This is a genomic window from Sphingobacterium griseoflavum, from assembly GCF_014653155.1.
Classification (GTDB): domain Bacteria; phylum Bacteroidota; class Bacteroidia; order Sphingobacteriales; family Sphingobacteriaceae; genus Sphingobacterium; species Sphingobacterium griseoflavum.
Window position 1 is genome coordinate 42,490 of the sequence record NZ_BNAF01000017.1, and the last position, 24,032, is coordinate 66,521.

A 24,032-nucleotide genomic window follows, 5' to 3' on the forward strand; every position below is an offset into this window, starting at 1 on the left:
AAAAAATATGATGCAAAAGAATATCATCTTTGGAATAGTTTGGCTGCTTTTTGCCTCCTGTGGGGCGCAGCAGTCAGGCAAAATAGATCGGAAAGCCGTGGTACAGCGGCACAATGTGGTCAACAATAGTATGGACACCTTAGCTTCCCTGACAGTAGGCAATGGTGCTTTTGCGTATACGGTAGATGCTACGGGCATGCAATCTTTTCCGACATACTATAAAAAAGGGGTTTCTTTGGGTACGCAATCCGAGTGGGGCTGGAATAATTTTCCGAATACAGGAAAATTTGGCTTTGAAGAAACACTAAAGTCTTACGATTTCAATCAGGAGGGTCGCGACGCGAAATATAGCATTCAGCATAAGGAACCGGGGAGGCGTCGGGATGCGACAGCATATTATCGGATTAATCCACATCGCCTGCAGTTAGGGAACGTTGGCTTGGAGATTCAGCTCGAAAATGGCGCAACAGCCGGCGTACAGGATATCAAGGAAATCAAGCAAACCATTGATCTTTGGTCGGGTTTGATACACAGTATGTTTCAGGTGGAAGGTGAGCCCGTGGAGGTATGGACAGCTGCCGCGCAGACCAGCGACCAAGTTGCTGTAAAGGTGTCTTCGCCCTTAGTCACTGCGGGGCGTTTACAAGTATTTGTCCGTTATCCTTTCCCCACCGGCGAGTTTTTAGACGAAGCAACTAACTACGACGAGGACGCGCAACATACCTCCACAATGTTGGTGCAAAATAATACCACGGCAGTGCTGGAACATCGTCTGCCAGGAACGAACTATTTTACACGCTTGCAGTTTTCTGACGGGCAATTTGCCGAACGAAAGAAACACCATTTTGTGTTGACCCCTTCACCTCGTTCGAATACGTTTGAAGTGGCATTTTCCTTTGCGGCAAAGAACGAATTTGATGAAGGTAAGCTCGGTTTCGAACATACCGAAAAGGAAAGTAGCGATGCTTGGAAGGCATATTGGGAAAGCGGTGCGGCGGTAGACTTTGCAGGCAGTACGGATCCGCGCGCACACGAGCTGGAGCGCCGTGTGGTGTTATCGCAATATTTAACTAAAGTGCAGTGCGGGGGTAGCAGCCCGCCGCAAGAAACTGGGCTCACGTTCAACAGTTGGTATGGAAAGCCCCACACCGAAATGCATTGGTGGCATGGTGTACATTATGCACTTTGGGGGCGTCCAGCAATTATGGAGGAAACCCTAGGCTATTATTTCAAAACCTTCGAAAAAGCAAAGCTATTGGCCGAGCGCCAAGGATACAAAGGCGTTCGATGGATCAAGATGTCGGATAATGAAGGCAACGAAAGCCCTTCTTCTGTCGCTGCATTTTTGATATGGCAGCAGCCACACATTATTTATATGACCGAATTAGCTTATCGAGACAAAGCGGATACTGCTTTGTTGCACAAGTATAAGGATTTGGTTTTTGCAACAGCTGATTTTATGGCCGACTATGCATATTACGATAAAGAAAAAGATCGCTATAACCTAGGCCTAGGCGTCATCCCAGCGCAAGAGGTGTTTAAAGCTGCGGAGACAAGAAACCCTACCTATGAGGTCGCCTATTGGGATTGGGCCTTGCGGATTGCACAGACATGGAAAGAACGACTCGGCGAACCTCCTGTCCAGAAATGGAAGGATGTGATCGATAAATTGGCGCCCCTGCCGGTGCAGGGAGATGTCTATTTGGCTACCGAGACAGCCACCGATTCGTATACGTTTCCCAAGTGGATGACGGATCACCCGTCGGTTTTGGGTGCCCTCGGTATGGTGCCGGAGTCGCCAAAGCTAGACAAAGCCATCATGAAAAATACTTGGGATACGGTTTGGGCAAAATGGTCATGGAAAGATACCTGGGGATGGGATTTTCCTATGACGGCCATGAATGCAGCACGGTTAAACATGCCTGAAAAAGCCTTGGATGCCCTTTTTATGGATATTCAAACAAATACATACCTGAAAAATGGACATAATTACCAAGATGGGAGGTTACGCATCTATCTGCCCGGCAATGGCGGACTCCTCACCGCTGTAGCGATGATGCTGGAAGGATGGGATGCATCGACAGGGGAACTTCCCGGATTTCCAAAGGATGGAAGTTGGAAAATAAAAAAAGAAGGATTCAAAAAAATGCCTTAACCCGATGAAAACAATAGCTGTATTTATTTGTGCCGTTGTGATGCTGCATACGCTGCAAGCGCAACACCTTACAACGAAAGCCGAGGTGTTGCATCAATTGCGTACCGCGAATGACTACTTTATGAAAAAATGGCCCGATCCGGCCAAACGCATTGTGACGAACAAGGAACGCCCTGCCAACATCTGGACACGGGGTGTTTATTATGAAGGTCTCTTGGCTTTTTACACGATTGATAAACAAAAGAAATATTATGACTATGCTGTAGAATGGGGTGAAAAGCATGCTTGGAAACCCGTTCGCGGCGAAGTGTATACCCGGCATGCGGACAATCAGAACTGCGGGATGACATATATCGATCTATACCGTATCGATCCGCAACCCGAACGTATAGCGGCGATAAAAATGAATATCGATTCATTGATCCGTAGTGGCCATATTCATGATTGGACTTGGATAGATGCTATCCAGATGGCCATGCCGATATTCGTCAAGCTCGGCGTAACCTTTAAGGATACGACCTACTTTGACCATATGTACAAGATGTATCAGCACATCAAATATGTTGAAGGAGGGCATGGCCTATACAATCCGGAAGACCGGCTGTGGTGGCGCGATAAAGATTTTATTCCGCCCTACAAAGAACCCAATGGCGAGGATTGCTACTGGTCGCGCGGAAACGGTTGGGTACTGGCCGCATTAGCGCTGGTACTACAAGAGCTGCCAACGTCGGATCCACACCACAGCGAATACCTGCAAGATTTTAAGCGTTTGGCGACAGCGGTACGGCCGCTCCAACGGGAGGACGGCTTTTGGAACGTCAGCTTGCATGATGCCCAGCACTACGCGGGAAAGGAAGCTTCGGGAACAGCACTATTCGTGTATGGAATGGCTTGGGGGGTCAATAACGGGATGCTCGATAAAGAAGCGTTTTTACCAAGCGTAGAGAAAGGTTGGGCGGCGTTAGCCAACGAGACTATACAGCCGTCAGGCTTTTTAAGTTATGTGCAATCCACTGGGAAAGAACCCAAAGATGGCCAGCCGGTAACGGCCGAGAAGATGCCCGACTTCGAGGATTATGGCTTGGGTTGTGTGCTGCTTGCGGGAACAGAGGTGTATAAAATGCTAAAATAAACTTTCCCTCCACGAACCGAAAAATTGGATCGCTACGATCTAGACCTATGGATGTATGCTAACAAGGCGGAACGTTTGTTCCGCTAATTATAATACCAAAACTATATTTTATGAGAAAATCGCATCACAACAGTATGCTTAAAGGTTTTTTAATCTTGCTGTTTTTTATGGGGACGCTACCCCTAATCCGCGCGCAAAGCTTTCCCCTATCGGGAAAGGTGACCGATGAGCAGGATCGGCCTATTGAAGGTGTCAGCGTACAAGTAAAGGGACGGTCCGCCAGCACTCGTACAGACGCGACCGGAGTATTCACCTTAACTGTAGATAACAACGCTGTATTGCAGTTCAGCTTTTTGGGATATGCCACAAAAGATATCACGGTGAGCAGTCGCGAACCACTTACCGTGAAATTGGCCAGCACAAATAATGACCTAGATGAGGTTGTGGTCATTGGTTACGGTACATCGAGAAAGCGGGATCTAACAGGAGCTGTGGGCTCTATCAAGGCCGATGATATCCGAAACCTACCCGTCACGACGGCCGCCCAAGCGATTACGGGTCGGGTTGCGGGCGTCAATGTAGTGACACAGAGTGGTGCCCCAGGTGCCGGTGTTAATATTTTGGTGCGCGGCGGAACTTCCATTACAGGTTCTACAAAGCCGCTGTATGTTGTAGATGGTTTTGTCATGGAAGATGCATTGATGAAAATCGATATCAACGACGTAGAGAACATCGACATTCTAAAAGATGCTTCGGCCACGGCAATTTATGGCGCCCGCGGCGCAAATGGTGTGGTGTTGATTACGACAAAATCCGGGAAATCTGGACGTACAACGGTCGACTACAATGCCTACGCTAGTTTCGAAGGCTTAAGTCGAAAGTTGGACATGCTTCAGGTGGAAGATTATGTAAAATACCAGTACGAATACCAAACATTGGCGGGACGGCAGCAGGACTATGCCAATATGTTTGGTGGAGATGTCAACGAGCCTGACTTCGCTACCGGCGCTTTCGAGCGTATTCGTCGCGACTATGGCACAAAGCCAGGGATCGATTGGCAAGAAGAGGTCTTTGGTGGGCAAACTATGCTGCAAGCACACAATATCAACATTTCCGGCGGAAGTGAAAAAACCAAACTGCTCCTTTCGTATAATAACACAAGCCAAGACGGAATTTTGGCAAAATCTGGCTTTCGCCGAAACAGTGTGCGGGCAAAGGTAAATCACCAGTTGCGAAAAGGGGTTAATGTAGACTTTAATTCGCTATTTCAAGATGCAAACACCCAAGGCGGTGGCTCACTGAATGGGATGTTGAAGATGTCGCTTCTGCAACCGGTGACTGGTGGGGCGCGCTTTACTAATGAGCAGTTGTTGTATACCGATATTGCTGAAGAATTGCAGCTCATCAATTCGCAATATGATGTGTACAATCCAATCATTATGAACGATGCGCTCAATCGGGCCAAAGCGGCTCGGTTAGCAAACATCAATGTGGGCCTAACGGCCAATTTCTTAGAAGACTTTACCTTCCGAACATCGGGATCCTACCAATGGGGGCAAACGCGTACCGACTTTTGGGACGACGGAAGAACCATAAATGCACGCAATAACAAAGGCCCTTTTGGATCTATTAAAAATGCAGAGGGCTTTGAATGGCAGTGGACGAATACGTTATCATGGCTGAAGGATTTCGGTAAGCATCACATCAATTTGTTGGGCGGTCACGAAGTAAGGTATGAAGAAAGTCAGTCTTTGGCACATCAATACTATGAATTTCCCAGCAGTAATTTCGGTTTGAAAGATGTTAGTTTGGCCGGCCGAACGGAAAGGGGAGACTCGGAAGCTGTACGATATGGTCTTGTCTCTGGATTCTTTCGAGCAATTTACAATTATGACGATCGCTATCTTTTTACCGCTACGATGCGGGCTGATGGTGTGTCTACATTTAAGGAAGGGAATAAATGGGGAGCCTTTCCTTCTGCTTCGGCAGCCTGGAATATCCACAACGAGTCCTTTTTAAAAGATTCAGAATTCGTGAATCAACTCAAATTGCGAGTGGGGTATGGTACGACAGGCAACGACAAGATTGGCAACACACGTTATGCGACGCTCTATGGGTCTACCGTTGCGGCTATGGGGAATACGACTCTTGTCGGTGTAAAACCAAGCTCTACACTGGGAAACCCGCTTTTGGTATGGGAGAAAACGCAAACCACGAATATCGCTTTTGACTTGTCTCTCTTCAACAGTCGGGTGAATGTTACGACCGATTTCTACAACAATGAATCTAAGAATTTGTTGCTGGAGGTCAACATCCCCACGTCCACCGGATATAGCAAGCAGTTTCAGAATATAGCCGAGCTGCGAAACCGCGGTGTCGAGTTCTCCGTGAATACGCTAAATGTCCGTACTAACAATTTTCAATGGAAAACAGCACTCAATTTAACATTCAACCGCTCCAAGGTAAAAAGCCTTTATGGGAGTGGTGGCAACGATTATATGATCAATTCATATGAATCCCGAATTAACTTTTACACGCAAGTGGATGGTCCCGTCAGTACCTTTTATGGATATAAGTATGACGGGGTATACACGACCAACGACTTCACACAACAAGCCGACGGAAGCTATTTGCTCAATGACGGTGTAGCTTCGTTAAAAGGGAAAAACAGGGCCACGATTAAGCCGGGAGATGTAAAGTATCTTGCTGTAGCGGGAGAGACAGATGCGAATGGCAATCCCGTTTGGTCGACCAACGACCGAACAGAAATTGGAAGTCCTGAGCCGAAATTCTTTGGGGGGTTCAACAACGAGTTTATCTACAAGGGATTTGATCTAAGCGTGTTCTTAAATTTCGCGTACGGAAACAAAGCCTTCAATATGAATACACAACGATTTATGGGCCCCTATCTCCCTAATCAAAATTCGTTAGGGCAGATGGCGGATCGCTTCACCTTGATAGATCCTGCTACGGGAGCAGAAACAACCGATTTGGGTCGCCTTGCCGAGTTAAATCCAAACCAGCAGGATAAAAAACAAATTTGGAGCTTAAACGCCACAAACAACATTGCCATTTCTGATCCCTTGGATTACTACCTGGAGAACGCATCATTCTTACGGGTGAACAATATAACAATCGGCTACACGCTACCTGCTAACCTGGCCCAAAAGCTATTTGTACAACGCTTTCGGGTGTACTTCACCTTAAATAATATACATACGTTTACCAACTATACAGGCTACGACCCCGAAGTATCGGCCACCGACGCGATTTTGACTCGGGGCGTCGATAACTCGGCATACCCACGCACAAAAAGCGTAGTAGCTGGTGTCAACTTAACTTTTTAATTGAGAACCCATGAAAAAATATATGTTATGTATCACGTGTTCACTGTCACTTTTGATCGTGTCATCGTGTAAAGATTGGTTAGAGCTACCGTCAGAAAAAGATTTTGATAGCTCGACCATTTTCGAAGAGGTGGGAAAAGTAGAAATGGCGGTTCTTGGTGCCTATACCAGCACGTTCAATTCAGAACTATACTATCAATTTGGTATGGGGACCGATGAATGTTTCTCTACAGAAGGCGAAACAAATTCGAAAAATCAAGTTTCCAACTATGTCTATAACCCAGCAACAAGCCCGTCGTCAACCTATACAGCGATGTACGCCGGTGTCGAACAGGCAAATGTCCTGATTAAGAACATCCCCTTGATGACGGGTGTTTCAGAGGCAGATCAAGCGAAGTTAGATATGTTGCTTGGCGAAGCTTATGCTATTCGTGCTAAAAACATGCTGAACGTTATGCGTTTTTTTGGCGATGTTCCTTATCCGCGCGTACCCGTTATTGATATGCCGAGTTTTTCTTCTTCACGCGTGAATCGAGATACCATTATCGACGGTTGTGTGGAGGACTTGCAAATGGCCATTCAGCTTTTACCTTGGAAAAGCGAATCCGGACTGCCAACCGAACGCATCTCGAAAAATGCAGCCTACGGCTTATTAGCCCGGATGGCATTATATGGTGCGGGTTATTCCCTGCGCTGGGATTTAAATTCCTACTCGCCTTCTAGCGTGCAGCTAGCAAAAAGACCCGACGCAGCAAGAATCCAAGAACTTTTTCAAATAGCTCGCGACGCTTGCAAGGCCGTCGTTGATAGGGGAGAGAATGCCCTCATTGATTATGAAACAATCTTTCGCGATGTGATCAACGGGCGGTACAACCAGGAATCTATGTTGGAGTATGGACAAAAGGGGATCGATCGTAATGATGCCCAGGTGGGGTACACGAATGGCATCTTTTCACACACGCAGTCTTTTTATCTGAAAGCCCAACCTGCAATGGCAGCTCTGCCTACCTATTATTTCGAATTCCAACCGGATGATAGCCGTAGGGATGTAACGATTGCCAGTTATGCCATTACAGCAGATAGCAAACACCAAATGAATACGTATGCCAGCAATACGATTGGCAAGTTTCGGGTAAATTGGAAAGCAGAACTGGGACCTGCCGTGAATCGTCGGGATATAAACTGGATAGAACTCCGATATGCAGACATCTTGCTGATGTATGCGGAAGCTGAAAATGAACTGAATGCTGGTCCCACAACCATAGCGAAGACGCTTTTAGAAGAAGTTAGGTTACGCGCTTTTAAAGGCGACCGGTCGAAAATAGGAAGTACGCCGGGAGACTATAACGGCTTTCGAAATGCTTTGATCCAAGAGCGTAAACTGGAATTAGGTTTTGAAGGCTGGCGTCGGACAGACTTAATTCGTTGGGGCATTCTTTTTGAAAAATTGACAGCCACCAAACAGGAAATTTTGGATCTTGCGAATCGCAGCGGTAAGTATGCGAATGTGGATCGTTTCAGAGCCTACAAAAAGACGGATGCTAGGGTGTTTAATGACCCTACAGTTGCCCTACCTTTTATCGGATTTAAAGCAGAACCCAGCATGGCAGAGAGAGCCAGCTTGGAAGCGGAAGGGTACACGATTTTGGATATGTATAGCTCCACATCTGCTTTTTTTGCCAATACTTTTGCCGCTAACTCGGTGTGGGTCAGAAATATCTACCGAGGGCTGGAGAAAAATAAAGTGGAGTTATTCCCTTTAAGTACCGCGACCATTGATAATAATCCTGGCTTGCGTGGGCAGCAACATCCGCTGTATTAAAAACTAGTTCAACAACGGTTAGCTCGCTATAACGAACAAGTGAATAAAATTTACCTATGCGAATAAATAAAAATGCAATATACATACTATGGCTGATGATTTTTTCGGCACTGTGCGTTCGCGCGCAACCGGTCAAGTTTTACCAACAATTTGCAGATGCTGAAATACAGCGCTTTCCAGAAGCCTGGCAACTGGATCATGGTAAGCGCCTTTATTTTGGTTATGCACAAGGTCTAGGTTGTCTAGCCATGTTAAAGGTTTGGGAGAAAAGCAAGGAGCAGCGATACTTCGATTACGTGGAAGCCTGGGCAGACACGATGATTAACGAAAATGGTGACATCCATCTCTACAAAATAGAAACGTACAACATCGATTATATCAATCCGGGAAAGATCCTATTCACCCTTTACGAAAAGACGGGCAAGATGAAATATAGACGGGCAATAGATAATTTGATGGGTCAACTGAAGCATCATCCGCGCACGTTGGAGGGGGTGTATTGGCATAAGCTGATTTATCCCCATCAGATTTGGTTAGACGGAATCTATATGGGTGATCCTTTTGTCGCCGCCTATGGAGAGTTTGTCGGCGATTCGACGTATTTTGACGATGTAATCAACCAAATATTGGTGACGGCAAAACATACGCGCGACAAAAAGACGGGATTATATTACCATGCTTGGGATGAGAGCAAGCAGCAGCGGTGGGCGGATAAGGAAACCGGACAGTCACCTAACTTTTGGGGCCGCAGCGTGGGGTGGTGGTTCATGGCTTTGGTTGACGTGCTCGATTTTATACCGTCACGGTATCCCAATCGCGAAAAATTAATTGCGCTGCTCGAAGACTTGGCGGAGACCCTACCCCGCTATCAAGACGAGGAAGGCCTGTGGTGGCAGATTTTGGATAGATCTGGCGAAACCGGAAATTACCAAGAAGCGTCCGTGAATGCAATGTTTATGTATGCCTATGCCAAAGCTGCAAATGAAGGTTACATTGCTGAAAAATATAGAGCTATTGCAGAAAGGACTTGGCTCGGAATAAAAAAGAAATTACTTAAAATAGAACCCGATGGCCGCCTAACCTTGACGCAGTGTAATGCAGTGGCCGGCTTGGGCGGGAATCCATACCGCGACGGTAGCTATGCCTATTATATCAACGAAAGGGTTCGCGAAAATGACAGTAAGGCCACTGGGCCTTTCATCATGGGGCTGCTCGAATTGGACAAGTAAGGCCGTACATAAATACGGGTATTTAACGTGCCTCTTTTTCTATTTTAATATGTAGGAGAAGAGGCATTTTTTTTGGCGGGTATTGCTTGTTGTAAATGTACGGATGATGCTGTTGAAAAGCCGTTTTGAAGCCATTTTAGACTATTTTGAACCTAAATTAGACATTAAAATCTACTGTGCTCTCTATATTTGCTGTTGTGATCATGACGCGCTAACGGCGTCGAGCTAGAGTATAAACCAAAAAGCTACGATAAGAACATTTACTGCATGCAAGTTGCGCCGAACAAGATTACGGTACGGTTTACAGTACCTCGCTAACAACCTTTTTTAACGAAAAAACAGAATCATCATGGGCACCATTTAAACAACAGAAAAAACGAGAAGGTCTATCGGCTGCCTCATTATATAGGCAGCTGTAGATCGATGAAATGTTAACCAAGAATCAACAACCCAAAAACTATGTTAAAAATCATTACAAAAACAACCTTCAAAGCATTTCTAATGCTTTTTTGCGCAATGCTTTCGGCTCTGCCAGGCTTTTCGCAGCAAACCACCATTAAGGGACAGGTCAAAGATGCGACAAATGCACAAGGACTTGGTGGCGTAACTGTTGTTGTCAAAGGTGGCACCACCAGTACACAGACGGCTGCAGATGGCACATTCACGCTAAGCGTCAACCGCGGGGCTGTGCTATTATTCACGTATGTAGGTTATGCCGAACGGGAGATTACAGTAGAGCAGTCGGATAACTTAGATGTATTGCTAAGTCCGAGCGACAATATGCTCGAAGAACTAGTCGTGGTAGGTTATGGCTCGCAAAAGCGATCCGATATCACGGGATCTGTAGCATCAGTTCCCAAGGAACGTCTTTCACGCCTCCCTGTTACCAACGTGATGCAGGCCATCCAAGGCTCGGTGTCCAATGTCAATATTACGCAGGCATCATCGGTACCAGGCGATGAGCCGTCAACGCTTATTCGAGGGCAAAATTCCATGAGTGCCAATACGGGCCCCTACTTTGTTGTGGATGGTATCCCCCTAACACGTACTGGAGGCTCGATCAATGACATCAATCCCAACGATATTGAATCGGTGGAAATTTTAAAGGACCCATCAGCCGTGGCGATTTATGGGGTTAATGGATCCAATGGCGTCATTTTAATCACAACCAAAAGAGGGACAACCGGCAAGCCTACAATCCGTTATAGCGGCTATGGCGGAGTGGAAGAGGCCGCTCATATATTAACGCCTGTGTCGGGAGAGGAGTTGTTGAATCGTTATAAAGAATATGCGCGGATCAATAATTCGGCATTATATAATGGAGGTCCCGTACGTAATGAGTTTGAATACGATAACTACGTCAACGGAACCACCACCGATTGGTTTGACGCCGTCATGCAAACCGGCGTTATCCAAAATCACAACATAGGCATATCGGGTGGTAGTGAAAATGCCCGTTACTTCATTTCAACGGACTACTTGGATCAAAAAGGTATCCTGAAAGGCTATAACTATAAGCGATACTCTTTCCGGGCAAACACGGATTTCACCGCAACCAAATACCTATCTGCAGGGACATCGACGTTTGTCGTTGCCCACAATAGAGATGGAGGACGCGCTAACTTAATGCAGGCGGCCGCCATGAGTCCTTATGCACGAATGTACAACGACAACGGAAGCTTGACCCAGTTTCCAATGTATTCGGAGCAGCTTTGGAGTAATCCCCTCTTACCAACAACATTAAATCCAGAGAGAAGAGAGTTTAATGTAACATTAAACGGTTATGCGGAATTAAATTTCGGTCAAATATGGTCACCGTTGGCGGGATTAAAATACAGATTTAACGGTGGATTCAGCTTTGTACCTAAGCGGACGAATGAATATGAAGGCGAATCGGTTTACAACTTTGCTGGATTTGGCCGAATAACAAATAACGAATCGCAAACATACACCATTGAAAATATTCTGACCTACAACAAGGACTTCGGTTTGCACCATGTCGATTTTACAGGTTTATATGCGGCGAAAAGCCAATATTATCAAGAGGCTATTGCCACAGGAGAAATATTTCCAAATGATGCTTTGGGGTGGGGAAATCTAGGAGGAGCATCTACCCAAAAGGTATCATCCCGAGCAAGTCTTTACCGATCACTTTCGCAAATGGCACGTGTCAATTATGGCTATGACAGTCGCTACATGTTAACCCTTACCGTTCGGCGCGACGGAGCTTCCCAGTTCGGTGAAAATTATAAATTTGGGACGTTTCCATCAGCTGCTGTGGCCTGGAATGTACATAACGAGACGTTCATGGAGCCTATCAAGAATACGGTTAATAATCTGAAATGGCGAATATCCTACGGCGTTTCCGGCAACGAAGCTGTCCCGGTGAATGACGCGCTTGCATTGTTAGTATCCAATCCACTTACGATGGGTGGGCAATCTAGCGCAGCAATCCGCTATCGAGCTCAAATGGGGAACGGTGATCTTCGATGGGAAAAAACTGCCGGATTCAATACGGGGGTTGATTTTGGGCTGTGGAATAATCGGTTAACCGGTACGATCGATTTTTACCGAACACATACGCAAGATATGTTGTTGCGACAAAACCTGCCTCGTTTGACCGGCTTTGATTGGGTGTGGAGCAACCTTGGTAAACTCGAAAATACGGGTATTGATGTGACGCTTACCAGCAAAAATATCGCGAAAGGAAATTTCAGCTGGTCCAGCACCGTTGTTTTCGCGCATAACAAGAACAAGATTGTGGAGATATACGGCGATGGAAAAGATGATATTGCAAATCGGTGGTTTATTGGCCATCCCGTGGGTGTGATCTACGATTATACCAAGGTGGGTATCTGGCAAGAATCAGAAATTGCTGCTGGCGTTAATAAAGGATGGGATGAGCAAGCGGAAGCCGGAGCTGTAAAATTAGCGGATTTAAGCGGAGATGGTATCATTAATAACGATGATCGTAGAGTTTTAGGGCAAACGGCACCAAAATGGACAGCTGGTCTAACAAACACCTTTACCTACAAAGATTTTGGCCTGAACATCTTTGTCACGACCACACAGGGAGCCTTGCGTGACAATCCACAGATTAACGGTGCTTCCGATGAAATGGGCCGACGCAGCACGCCAGCAGCCCTAGGTTACTGGACACCGGAAAATCAAAGTAACGAATGGCGCTCGCTGAGCAACCGATCGAATATCTACGGTTATCGCTTTCCGTCCAACGCTAGTTTTACGCGTCTGAAGGATGTGACGTTTAGCTATAACCTACCCAAGGCAGTTGCCAGCCGAATCGGCATTGGTGGGGTAACGGCATACGCCAGCGGCCGTAACCTGTACACTTGGACCAATTGGCTGGGCTGGGATCCAGAGGCTAGAGACGTGCCACGCGGAAATTCAGTAGATGGCGTCGGAGATGCATTGAATTATCCAATGGTGCGCACTTATGTCCTTGGTTTAAATCTTACTTTTTAATATTCCGTCATGATAAACTTTAAACATACAAAAATATTTTCCGTATTGGCGTTGCTCGCCGTTGGAACAAGCTCCTGTAGCGATAGCTTCTTGGATGAAAAGCCATACTCCAATTATGATGCTGGTGCAAATGACCCCACGACCATCGAAAATCAGGTGATTGGCTTACACTATATTTATGCTGAACTGTGGGGGTACAGTGGTCAACAGGGTTTCCTATCCTGTTGGCAAATCGGAATGGATATCACGAGCGCAGGGTCCACGCAGGGTGTCGAAAATCCGTTTTATCAGTATGCTGACCTGAATTCCGAAAACGCAGGCGTCAGCTATATGTGGAACAAATGTTACCAGCTGATCAATAACGCCAATACCATTATCAAGGCAGCGGAAGAAGTAAGCCCCAAGGCTGCTGCGGAAGCACGATTTTTCCGTGCATATGCCTACAATACCTTAGTCACCTTATGGGGCCCTGTTCCTCTGTTGACGGAGTCAATAACGGTGCCGACATTTAATTATACGCGGACGGCAGTCGCATCAATTGATGCCGTGATCGAACAGGATCTTGATTTTGCCGTGGCAAACCTGCCGGAAGTAGGAATGGCAACAACGGAGAGTCGCATCAATAAAGACATGGCCAGACAACTTGCCGCTGAAGCATTTTTGCGGATCGGCATGCGCGATGCCAGCTATTTTTCAAAATCTGAAATGATGTCATCGGCTATTATTGATGGCGGTAAGTATCGGTTAATCGATGCCCGTTACGGCGATTACCTGGCAGAGGGAGGGGATTATTACCGGGATATGTTTCGTCAAGGCAATATGCGCCGTTCAGAGGGAAATACAGAGGCCATTTGGACATTTGAAGTAGAATTTAATCGGGAGGTAAATGGTGGTACCATTGATAACCCACAACATCGTCGGGTATGGCAACCCGGCTACCACAAATGGGATGGCATGGTAAACGCCGATTCACTTGGCGGACGCGGCAATGGCCGTCTGCGCTTAAGTAACTTTATGAAATATACGGTTTGGCGTGGCCTAGAGGGTGACATACGCAATAGCAATTACAATATCCGAAGAACCACGAATTACAACCGTCCAAATTTCAGTGCAGAGATCGGTATTGATGCCAATGGATTTCGCGTTGCCAAAGACGCAGGGGTGCGCAATGTGGTCATTCGTACTGGTGACAAAGTCATCCCGTTTCAGACAGATAGTTTAGAGGTATGGTATCCGTATCCGACCAAGTGGGGCGGTTATGATCCAATCGATGATTTTGGCTACGCTTTGGTGAAAGATTGGCCCGTTATGCGACTAGGCGAAACCTACCTGTTGCGTGCGGAGGCTCGCCTACGGCAGAACAATACGTCGGGCGCTGCGACCGATATCAATACCCTACGCGATAGGGCCTTTAAGGAGGAACGTGCACGTACGGGAAATGCTTTGCTCGGCGCTGTGAACGCCGCACAGCTAACCGTTGACTTTATATTGGATGAACGTGCTAGAGAGCTTATTTCGGAAGAGAACAGACGCATGACGTTAGTGCGTAGCGGTAAATTGAAAGAGCGTATGCCGTTGAATACGGATGCAGGCCCTGCCAATAAAATTACCAGTGGGTTTCAGGATTTTAATGCCCTGTTGCCTATCCCTTTTAGTGAGATACAGCTGAATAACAAAGAAGGAGAGGGCATCACTCAGAATCCGGGATATCCTAAATAAAAGAACATCTGAGCACGCGTCACGAAGAGGTGAGATGGACGAAGCAATCCCATATTATGGAAGATTGCTTCGTCTTCATGATTTTCCGATAAGCTGTTTTGGACGCTTTTTATTCGTTTTCTATAGACCAGCTGGGCAGATAACGCAGGAAAGACATGATTTTCTCTTTGTAAATATCGGTATTGAGGCGATAGTAGAAAGCCCCTTTTTTGGAATTCTCTTTATCCTTCTCTTGCTGTTTGATAATTAGGTCTGATGCCAATAATTTCCGGCTGAAGTTCCGTTTGTCCAAAGCAATATCGTAGACACATTCATAGAGCGAGACGATTTGTGGAATGGTGAACTTTTCTGGCAATAGCTCGAAAAGAATGGGATACAAAGCTGCCTTTGTCCGCAAAGCTCGTTTGGCGGCGGCAATCATTTGTTCGTGATCAAAGATCAAGTCGGGATGCTTGTCCAGTGGAAACCACTTTGCCTCATAGTGATCACTAATAATCTGCTCGTATTGATGCGTGTCAATCAATGCTACGTATGCAATACTGACAACACGTCCGTGAAGCTCGCGGGCAGGTTCACCAAAAATACCACAGTTGTCCATGTACACGTTTTCTAAACCTGTTAGCTGTTTTAAAACACGAGATGCAGCACCTTCCGGACTTTCATTAGGTTGCACAAAACCACCCATCAGACTCCACTTATTGCGCTCTGGTTCGAAGCCCCTCTTTATTAAAAGCAACTCCAGGGATTCCCCATTAAACCCAAAAATTATGCAGTCAACCGCAAGCAGAATACTTGGTTCACCTTGGTAAAAGTCCATATAGATTTCTTTTCTTCATTAAGTACCGGATAAGCAATACTCCGGTATATGTCCCCAAATCTATAAAATACTACGTCAAAATCATAAACTTTTTTTTGTCACGCTTCATCCTTTAACGTATGAAAACATTTTTGTAGCAGTTTTGATCAAACCCTACCAAAAACCTATAGCCTGTTGCATGGCAATTACGATTTGTAATCCGAAAAAATTAATAAAAATTTCTTTTTATAAAAAAATAAATGTTAATTTGACACTAATAATCTGGTGGTACTCGCTATTGATGGTTTAGTAGCGAGCATGTGTTGGATTTCAAGTCGTATTGTCAATCAATGTTATAAACCAAAAAGGTATTTAAATAATGAATAAATCTTATGTGATCGGTGTGGACTATGGAAGTGACTCTGTCCGATCGGTCCTTGTAGACGCAAATCGTGGCGATGAGATTTCATCGTCGGTGTTCTACTATCCGAGGTGGAAGAAAGGTGAATTCTGTGATCCTTCGTCCAGCCAATTTCGGCAACACCCGCTTGATTACATCGAAGGTCTGGAGTACACCATCAAGGAATGTCTGTCCAAAGCAGGCGGCGCTGCAATAGCAAAAGATGTGAAGGCTATTTCGGTTGATACGACCGGCTCGACACCGATAGCGGTGGACGAAAAGGGGACTCCGTTGGCCTTATTAGACGAATTTGCCGAAAACCCCAACGCGATGTTTGTCTTGTGGAAAGACCATACTTCGGTATTGGAAGCACAGCAAATCAATGAGCATGCTAAAAAATTTGACAAGAACTATTTGCAATTTGTGGGTGGTGTCTACTCGTCCGAGTGGTTTTGGGCAAAATTGCTCCATATTCTCCGTGTAGATGAAAAAGTGCGCGCCTCCCTTTTTACCTGGGTAGAGCACTGTGATTATATACCCTTCCTGCTGACAGGCGGTACACAAGCCGCGGATATCAAGCGGTCGGTTTGTGCGGCCGGACACAAGTCCTTATGGTCGGCAGATTTTGATGGTGGTTTGCCTCCCAATGCTTTCTTTAGCACATTAGATCCGCTATTGGATGGGATAACCGATCGGTTATTCACCAAAACCTATACGTCGGCAGAGGCTGCGGGCAACCTGTCGCCCGAGTGGGCAGAACGGTTGGGGTTATCCACCGGTGTGCTGATCGGTATAGGTGCCTTCGACTGCCACATGGGTGCTGTGGGCGGACAGATTGAACCCTACTACTTGAGTAAGGTGATGGGAACCTCTACCTGTGACATGCTTGTGGCGCCGAAAGACGAAGTGGCCGATACGTTGGTACAAGGCATTTGCGGACAGGTAGATGGTTCGATTATTCCAGGGATGATTGGCATGGAAGCTGGGCAATCGGCTTTCGGTGATGCATACGCTTGGTTTAAGCAGATATTGATGTGGCCGGTCGCCAACTTGTTGGCTGATGCGCAAGGTATTGCAGAGGATGATGTGGCCAAGATTACAGCGATCATCGACAGTCAACTCATTCCGCAGCTTAGCAAAAAAGCAGAGGCGTTGCCCGTGACGATACAGTCGGAACTCGCCATAGATTGGTTCAACGGCCGTCGTACACCGGATGCGGATCAAACATTAAAAGGGGCAGTTCAGGGTTTGCATTTAGGGACTGATGCTCCACGCGTTTTTCGTGCCATTGTCGAAGCTACTTGTTTTGGTGCCAAAAGTATTGCCAATCGCTTTGTGGAGCAGGGCATTCCTGTCAAAGGACTTATCGGCCTTGGCGGTGTTGCGAAAAAATCACCGTATATCATGCAAACGATGGCCGACGTGATGAACATGCCTATTCGTATCCACAAGACCGAGCAAACTTGTGCCATTGGAGCTGCCATGTTTGCCGCAACCGTCGCGGGGATCTTTCCATGCGTGGAAGATGCCATGCAGGCAATGGGGCAAGGCTTCGAAAAAACCTATGAACCTCGCCCCGACATGGTGGAGATCTACGCCATACGTTATCAGCGCTACCAAGAATTGGGAGGTTTTATGGAAAACCACAACGCGTAAGCTCTGCTGGCTATTATCAGGAATTACGGACTATTACTTTTGACTTTTTAATTTATATCATGTATCAATCAATAAAAGATGAGGCTTACCATTGCAACATGCAACTACCCAAATTGGGCTTGGTATTGTTCACCTTCGGAAATGTGAGTGTCGCAGACCGTTCCAAAGGTGTTTTCGCCATCAAGCCCAGCGGTGTGCCTTACGATGAGCTGACACCCGACCAAATGGTGGTGGTTGATTTCGACGGGCAAATTGTGGAAGGTACCTTACGCCCATCGTCGGATACGAAAACCCATGCGGTGCTTTATAAGCACTGGGAAGAAATCGGTGGGATTACCCATACGCACTCTACCTATGCTACTGCTTGGGCGCAAAGCCAACGGAACATACCTATTTTTGGAACCACACATGCAGACCACCTGACAACAGATATCCCTTGTGCGCCGCCGATGAGCGACGAGATGATCCTCGGAAACTATGAATACGAAACGGGGTTTCAGATCATTAATCATTTCGAAGCAGAAAGATTGGATTACAAAGAGGTCGAAATGATTTTGGTGGGCAACCATGCTCCATTTGCTTGGGGAAAAACGGGAATCAAGTCGGTGTACAACAGTGCTGTCTTGGAAACAGTGGCTCAAATGGCGCTCCTTACCGAGCAGATCAACCCGCAGGCTCCCCGTCTGAAGGATGCCTTAATCAAAAAACATTATGAACGTAAACACGGTGGAGAGGCTTATTACGGCCAGAAGTAATAGAAATACATTTTAACATATAGAACAGCTAAGGTGAGGAAAATAAAGCCTTTGGCCCAAGAATATAAAACGAATATTAAATGAACATTGATTTAAAAAGCTTAGAAGTTTGGTTTGTTACGGGAAGCCAAGATTTATATGGGGAAGAAACGTTACGTGAGGTTGCTGTACACGCCGAAGAGATCGCACAGTATCTTTCAGCTCATCAAGGAATACCCGTAACGGTGGCCTACAAACCTATCGTCAAAAATACGGAAGAAATATACAACACGATCGTGGCAGCCAACACGGCGAGTAACTGTGTGGGGGTAATCACCTGGATGCATACCTTTTCGCCTGCTAAAATGTGGATCCGAGGATTAAAGGCTTTGCAAAAGCCGTTGTTGCACCTACACACGCAATACAACCGCGATATTCCTTGGGATACCATCGACATGGATTTCATGAACCTAAACCAAAGTGCACATGGCGACCGTGAATTTGGCCATATTGTAAGCCGGCTAAACATCGGTAGAAAAGTCGTTACCGGACACTGGCAAGATGAGGAAGTCATCGAGCGTATCAACGTTTGGGCACGTGCGTCGGCGGCTTGGCAGGACTGGCAAGGTGCTAAGTTTGTTCGCTTCGGCGATAATATGCGCTACGTCGCCGTTACCGATGGCGATAAGGTCTCCGCCGAGAGTCAATTCGGATTTGCTGTCAATACCTATCCAATAGGCGATCTTGTTGCGGTCATCAACGAGGTTAGCGAGACAGAGTTGGACAAGCTGTTGGCCGAGTATGAAGACTCCTATACCTTGGCCGATAATGTTGCGGCGGGTGGTGAAAAGCGCCAAAGCCTAGTGGAGGCCGCCAAGATAGAAATCGGTCTTCGCAAGTTCTTGGAAGCTGGAAATTACAAAGGGTTCACCGATACCTTCGAAGATCTGCATGGGATGGTTCAGCTGCCGGGCTTGGCTGTGCAACGCTTAATGGCCGACGGTTACGGTTTTGCTGGTGAAGGCGACTGGAAAACGCCGGCCTTGGTACGTGCTTGTAAAGTAATGGGTGCCGGGCTTCCTGGAACATCGGCGTTCATGGAAGATTATACCTACAACTTTGACCCCAATAATGCCATGGTGCTGGGCTCGCACATGCTCGAGGTGGATGCGGCACTTGCAGCCGACAAGCCGCGTGTGGAAGTTCATCCGTTGGGTATCGGCGGGAAGGCTGATCCTGCCCGTTTGGTGTTCAACGGTATGAGTGGAGCAGCACTCAATGCGTCCTTAGTGGACATGGGCACGCGTTTCCGTCTTATTGTTAATAAAGTAGAGGGCGTTCCTGTTGAAGATGCGCTACCTAAATTACCTGTCGCTCGCGTATTGTGGAAGCCTCTTCCTGATATGAAGACAGGTTGCAGCGCCTGGATTTTAGCAGGAGGTGCGCACCACACGGCCTATAGCTTAAGCCTTTCGCCAGAGTATTTGGAGGATTTTGCCCGTATTGCCGGTTTGGAATATGTTGCGATTGATGAAAATACCACGCTCACGAACCTGGAAAATCAACTTAGATGGAATGAGCTATATTATTTGCTAAAAAAATAAACCTAAAAGGCTTTCCTCGCAGCCCTAAAGGCTATGCATTGGAAAGCCTTTACTATAAACCGTACACAAAAACATGGAAAAATTTGCATCGGTAGACTACGTCATCTTCGTAATCTACTTCTTTATCGTAGCCGGATACGGTTACTGGATTTACCGCAAAAAAACGAGCGCGCAAAGTAGCAGTAAAGACTATTTTCTCGCCGAGGGGTCATTGACATGGTGGGCTATAGGTGCCTCTTTGATTGCCTCCAATATCTCGGCCGAACAATTTATTGGGATGAGTGGAAATGGCTTCGAAGTCGGTATCGCTGTTGCCGCGTATGAGCTGATTGCGGCGATAGCCCTAATCATCGTCGCGGTGTGGTTTATTCCGGTTTACCTAAAGAATAAGATTTTCACGATGCCACAGTTTCTGAATAACCGCTATAATGAAACCACAAGTCTTATTATGGCGGTGTTTTGGCTGTTTCTGTATGTTTTTGTCAACCTAACATCCATCCTTTACCTCGGCGCTATTGCCATATCGAGCATGGCTGGCGGTGGCGATAGTTTCCATGTGATCATGGTCGCATTGGCTGTGTTTGCGGTTATCATAACCTTAGGGGGAATGCGCGTTATCGGTTTTACGGATGTTATCCAAGTGGTGGTGCTCATTATCGGTGGGGTAGCAACCACTTACGTAGCGCTTACGCTTGTAAGCGAGCATTTCGGATTAGGGAAAGATGTGTTGGCCGGTTTCAATAAGCTGATGGAAGATTCGCCAAATCACTTCAAAATGATTGTCGATAAGCCGGGGCCAGGTGCTTCGCAGGAGGACATTAACAAATACTTGATGCTACCGGGCGTCGGGATGTACTTGGCCGGTATTTGGATCGTCAATCTCAACTACTGGGGCTGTAACCAGTATATCACACAACGGGCGCTAGGTGCCGATCTGAAGACGGCTCGCACCGGAATTCTCTTTGCGGGCTTACTGAAGCTCTTGATGCCGATCATTGTGATGTTGCCCGGTATAGCTGCGTATGTGTTGTACAAGAATGGCGCGCTACAGCAGGAAATGGCCCCCGGAGGAGTTTTTCATGCAGACAACGCATACTCCGCAATTTTGGGATACTTACCCAACGGCATGAAAGGTCTCGCGTTAGCTGCTTTGACAGCAGCCATCGTAGCAGGGCTGGCAGGTAAGGCAAATAGCATTGCCACGATCTTTACCTTGGATATCTACAAGAAGTATATCCGTAAAGAGGCCAGTGAGGCTAAAATGGTATGGGTCGGCAAGATCACGATCGTGGTATCTATTTTGGTGTCTGTGTTGTTTACTTGGAACGATACGTTGGGCATTGGTGGAGCTGGTGGTTTTACCTTTATTCAAAAATATACCGGTTTCATCAGTCCCGGGGTGTTCGCCATGTTCCTTCTAGGCATGTTTTGGAAGCGTACAACCGGTCCTGCTGCCATCACGGGGCTAATTACCGGTTTCGGGTTGTCGGTTTTCTTTAACGAGTTTGCCACAAGAGTGTTTGGTCCAGAAACTTGGATCTACACGGCCTACCTCAACAAACATGGCATGTATGAAATTCCGTTTCAGATATGTATGGGCTTGGCTTTTGCCTTTACATTGGTCGTCATGATTGCCGTAAGCTTATTGGGACCAAAGGAAAATCCAAAAGCATTCGAATTGGATCGCCGTATGTTCAGAGTAGAACCATCCGTGATGGTGCTGATTGTTATTACGCTCCTATTGGTGACTGCTATTTATGTACGCTTTTGGTAGTCATGGAAAATATGCGGTGCAGGGTATCCGCCGAAAATATTTCATTGGGCGGCACTGCTATTTCCCATAGACGGTTTTTCGATCTGTAAAACGTTAAATAGAGCAAAAAAATGAAAAAGATAATTTCTTTAGCGGCAGGAATGATAATAAGTGCTTGCAGTCTATGGGCGCAGGTACCGTTTCGATTTGATGTGCAGCTCGACAAATCCGTCGGTAAAATATCGCCACACATGTGGGGCATTTTCTTCGAAGATATCAATTTGGGTGCCGACGGTGGAATCTATGCAGAGTTGGTGAAAAATCGGTCGTTCGAATTCGACAACCCCTGGATGGGGTGGAAAAAGTTGGAGAATACGCCGGAAGGCAGCCTTCTGATTGTCAATGATGCAAAACGAAAAGCAAATGCACGCTCGCTCCAAGTTAACAAGGAGACAGCCTTTAAGGTGGGGTTGCAAAATGAAGGCTTTCGGGGAATGGGTGTTCGTCAAGGTGCCGATTATGTGTTTTCGCTATTGTACAAACAGCAGCAGCCGGGCCTTAGCCTGCGTCTAGAGCTGCTCGATGAAAACAATGCTGTAATCGGGGAGGCAAAGCTTGCGATGGAAAATAGAGAAGACTGGCAAAATGCTTCCGTCAACTTTACAGCAGGGGCGACCACAGCCCATGCCAAGCTCAATATATGGATAGAGGGTGCTGGCGCTGCCGAATTGGATATGCTATCGCTCTTTCCGACGGAAACATGGAAAAATAGACCGAAAGGATTGCGCAAAGATATGGTACAGATACTGGCTGACATGAAGCCCGGTTTTGTTCGCTTCCCGGGCGGATGTATTGTCGAAGGACGTGATTTAGCAAACCGATTCCAATGGAAAAAAACAGTAGGCCCCATAGAGGAGCGTGAATTGATCATTAATCGTTGGAACACGGAGTTTAACCACCGTCTCACGCCTGATTACTTCCAAACATTTGGTCTCGGTTTTTATGAGTATTTTTTGTTGGCTGAAGACATCGGCGCCAAGGCGGTGCCTATCCTGAACTGCGGAATGGCATGCCAGTTTAATACTGGAGAAATCGTGCCGTTGGACGAATTGGATGAATACATCCAAGATGCACTGGATCTGATTGAATTTGCCAACGCAGGGACAGACACACCATGGGGCAAGCTGCGTGCGGATATGGGACATCCGGAGCCGTTCCACTTGACCATGTTAGGTGTAGGAAATGAAAATTGGGGACCGCAGTATATCGAACGTCTTGCTGCATTTCAAAAAGTACTTCATGAAAAACATCCGGAGATCGCAATTATTGCTAGTTCGGGCACAGATCCGGAAGGAGAACGTTTCGATTTCTTGGATGAAAGACTCCGCGAAATGCAGATTGATATTATTGATGAACATTACTATCGTCCGCCCTCTTGGTTTTTATCGGGCGCTGCACGCTACGATAATTACGATAGAAAAGGTTCCAAAATTTTTGCAGGCGAATATGCTTCCCACACAACGCGGCCAAATGGACCGGGACGTAGCACGTGGGAAGCGGCACTTTCCGAAGCGGCCTTCCTAACCGGATTGGAGCGAAATGCTGATGTCGTGACCATGGCTTCCTATGCACCGCTATTTGGTCATGTCGACGGTTGGCAGTGGTCGCCAGATTTGATCTGGGTCGACAACCTAAACGTGTACGGTACACCGAGCTACCAAGTGCAGAAGTTGTATTCCTTGCATAAAGGGACAGATATTATCCCAATTAAGCGTAATCAGCAAAATGTTGTTGGCCAAGATAGCCTGTACGCCTCTGCGGTTTATGACGAAATCAGCAAAGAATTGGTCATCAAGTTTGTAAACTACAATAGCGAACCCGTCGATGCGATATTTCAGATTGATACCAAACGTAAAATCAATGGTTTAGGTAGCAGGATCATGTTGGCAAATGCCGACTTAGATGTCGCCAATAGCTTGGACGAGCCGTTGAAAATTCAGCCTCAGCAGGCTGAAGTCGCGTTGAAAGGCAAATCTTTGGCGCAAAGTTTTGCTCCATATTCGTTTACAGTCATTAAACTACCTGTGAAATAAACATGCCAATCCCTTTGGTAACTTGGTTTGACAGAGACGTCGTGAAACACGTCTCTGCCTCTTTTTACCGCATCTTGATATTTATCAGATGAAAATTCGAGCGACCTAA

General features: G+C 46.5%; 13 protein-coding genes. 12 read left to right on the forward strand and 1 reads right to left on the reverse strand.

The annotated features are described in order from the left end of the window. The first annotated feature begins 7 nt into the window (after positions 1-7). The 7 genes from IE165_RS17450 (at position 8) to IE165_RS17480 (ending at position 14,887) form a co-directional block, all read left to right on the forward strand. Positions 8-2,155, forward strand: coding sequence for a hypothetical protein (locus tag IE165_RS17450; RefSeq protein ID WP_189627937.1), 2,148 nt, complete (start codon positions 8-10; stop codon positions 2,153-2,155). Between the two features lie 4 nt (positions 2,156-2,159). Continuing rightward, positions 2,160-3,287, forward strand: coding sequence for a glycoside hydrolase family 88/105 protein (locus tag IE165_RS17455; protein ID WP_189627938.1), 1,128 nt, complete (start codon positions 2,160-2,162; stop codon positions 3,285-3,287). 110 nt (positions 3,288-3,397) lie between these two features. Beyond that, positions 3,398-6,634 (forward strand): SusC/RagA family TonB-linked outer membrane protein, encoded by a 3,237-nt coding sequence (locus tag IE165_RS17460; protein WP_229826632.1) that lies wholly within the window; start codon positions 3,398-3,400, stop codon positions 6,632-6,634. Positions 6,635-6,644: 10 nt separating this feature from the next. After that, positions 6,645-8,456, forward strand: coding sequence for a RagB/SusD family nutrient uptake outer membrane protein (locus tag IE165_RS17465; protein WP_189627939.1), 1,812 nt, complete (start codon positions 6,645-6,647; stop codon positions 8,454-8,456). Between the two features lie 56 nt (positions 8,457-8,512). Next, complete coding sequence (locus IE165_RS17470) at positions 8,513-9,685, forward strand: glycoside hydrolase family 88/105 protein (protein ID WP_189627940.1); 1,173 nt, start codon at positions 8,513-8,515, stop codon at positions 9,683-9,685. A gap of 459 nt (positions 9,686-10,144) precedes the next feature. Beyond that, positions 10,145-13,168, forward strand: a complete 3,024-nt coding sequence (locus IE165_RS17475; RefSeq protein WP_189627941.1) for a SusC/RagA family TonB-linked outer membrane protein — start codon at positions 10,145-10,147, stop codon at positions 13,166-13,168. A gap of 9 nt (positions 13,169-13,177) precedes the next feature. Beyond that, on the forward strand, positions 13,178-14,887 hold the full coding sequence (locus tag IE165_RS17480) for a RagB/SusD family nutrient uptake outer membrane protein (protein ID WP_189627942.1): 1,710 nt from the start codon (positions 13,178-13,180) through the stop codon (positions 14,885-14,887). 109 nt (positions 14,888-14,996) lie between these two features. On the opposite strand, the gene IE165_RS17485 is transcribed toward IE165_RS17480, so the two are convergent. Then, entirely contained in the window at positions 14,997-15,704 is a 708-nt protein-coding gene (locus IE165_RS17485) for an NUDIX hydrolase (RefSeq protein ID WP_189627943.1), read from the reverse strand. A 358-nt stretch (positions 15,705-16,062) separates the two neighbouring features. Between IE165_RS17485 and IE165_RS17490 the strand changes: the two genes are divergently transcribed. The 5 genes from IE165_RS17490 to IE165_RS17510 all read left to right on the forward strand — a co-directional run bounded on the left by IE165_RS17490 (position 16,063) and on the right by IE165_RS17510 (position 23,923). After that, on the forward strand, positions 16,063-17,739 hold the full coding sequence (locus IE165_RS17490; RefSeq protein WP_189627944.1) for a ribulokinase: 1,677 nt from the start codon (positions 16,063-16,065) through the stop codon (positions 17,737-17,739). A 59-nt stretch (positions 17,740-17,798) separates the two neighbouring features. Further along, the gene (locus IE165_RS17495; protein WP_189627945.1) at positions 17,799-18,494 is read left to right on the forward strand and encodes an L-ribulose-5-phosphate 4-epimerase; all 696 of its coding nucleotides are present in this window, start codon (positions 17,799-17,801) and stop codon (positions 18,492-18,494) included. Between the two features lie 80 nt (positions 18,495-18,574). Then, a complete protein-coding gene (gene araA / locus IE165_RS17500; RefSeq protein WP_189627946.1) occupies positions 18,575-20,077 on the forward strand; it encodes an L-arabinose isomerase in 1,503 nt (500 codons plus the stop codon). Positions 20,078-20,150: 73 nt separating this feature from the next. Then, positions 20,151-21,851, forward strand: a complete 1,701-nt coding sequence (locus IE165_RS17505; protein WP_189627947.1) for a sodium:solute symporter family transporter — start codon at positions 20,151-20,153, stop codon at positions 21,849-21,851. A gap of 110 nt (positions 21,852-21,961) precedes the next feature. Continuing rightward, positions 21,962-23,923, forward strand: a complete 1,962-nt coding sequence (locus IE165_RS17510; protein ID WP_189627948.1) for an alpha-L-arabinofuranosidase family protein — start codon at positions 21,962-21,964, stop codon at positions 23,921-23,923. The last annotated feature ends 109 nt before the right edge of the window (positions 23,924-24,032 follow it).

What these genes read in the sequence shown, in the direction of transcription:
- IE165_RS17450 (WP_189627937.1), top strand. Translation starts at nt 8, where the DNA reads ATGATGCAAAAGAATATCATCTTTGGAATAGTTTGGCTGCTTTTTGCC.
- IE165_RS17455 (WP_189627938.1), top strand. Translation starts at nt 2,160, where the DNA reads ATGAAAACAATAGCTGTATTTATTTGTGCCGTTGTGATGCTGCATACG.
- IE165_RS17460 (WP_229826632.1), top strand. Translation starts at nt 3,398, where the DNA reads ATGAGAAAATCGCATCACAACAGTATGCTTAAAGGTTTTTTAATCTTG.
- IE165_RS17465 (WP_189627939.1), top strand. Translation starts at nt 6,645, where the DNA reads ATGAAAAAATATATGTTATGTATCACGTGTTCACTGTCACTTTTGATC.
- IE165_RS17470 (WP_189627940.1), top strand. Translation starts at nt 8,513, where the DNA reads ATGCGAATAAATAAAAATGCAATATACATACTATGGCTGATGATTTTT.
- IE165_RS17475 (WP_189627941.1), top strand. Translation starts at nt 10,145, where the DNA reads ATGTTAAAAATCATTACAAAAACAACCTTCAAAGCATTTCTAATGCTT.
- IE165_RS17480 (WP_189627942.1), top strand. Translation starts at nt 13,178, where the DNA reads ATGATAAACTTTAAACATACAAAAATATTTTCCGTATTGGCGTTGCTC.
- IE165_RS17485 (WP_189627943.1), bottom strand. Translation starts at nt 15,704, where the DNA reads ATGGACTTTTACCAAGGTGAACCAAGTATTCTGCTTGCGGTTGACTGC.
- IE165_RS17490 (WP_189627944.1), top strand. Translation starts at nt 16,063, where the DNA reads ATGAATAAATCTTATGTGATCGGTGTGGACTATGGAAGTGACTCTGTC.
- IE165_RS17495 (WP_189627945.1), top strand. Translation starts at nt 17,799, where the DNA reads ATGTATCAATCAATAAAAGATGAGGCTTACCATTGCAACATGCAACTA.
- araA (WP_189627946.1), top strand. Translation starts at nt 18,575, where the DNA reads ATGAACATTGATTTAAAAAGCTTAGAAGTTTGGTTTGTTACGGGAAGC.
- IE165_RS17505 (WP_189627947.1), top strand. Translation starts at nt 20,151, where the DNA reads ATGGAAAAATTTGCATCGGTAGACTACGTCATCTTCGTAATCTACTTC.
- IE165_RS17510 (WP_189627948.1), top strand. Translation starts at nt 21,962, where the DNA reads ATGAAAAAGATAATTTCTTTAGCGGCAGGAATGATAATAAGTGCTTGC.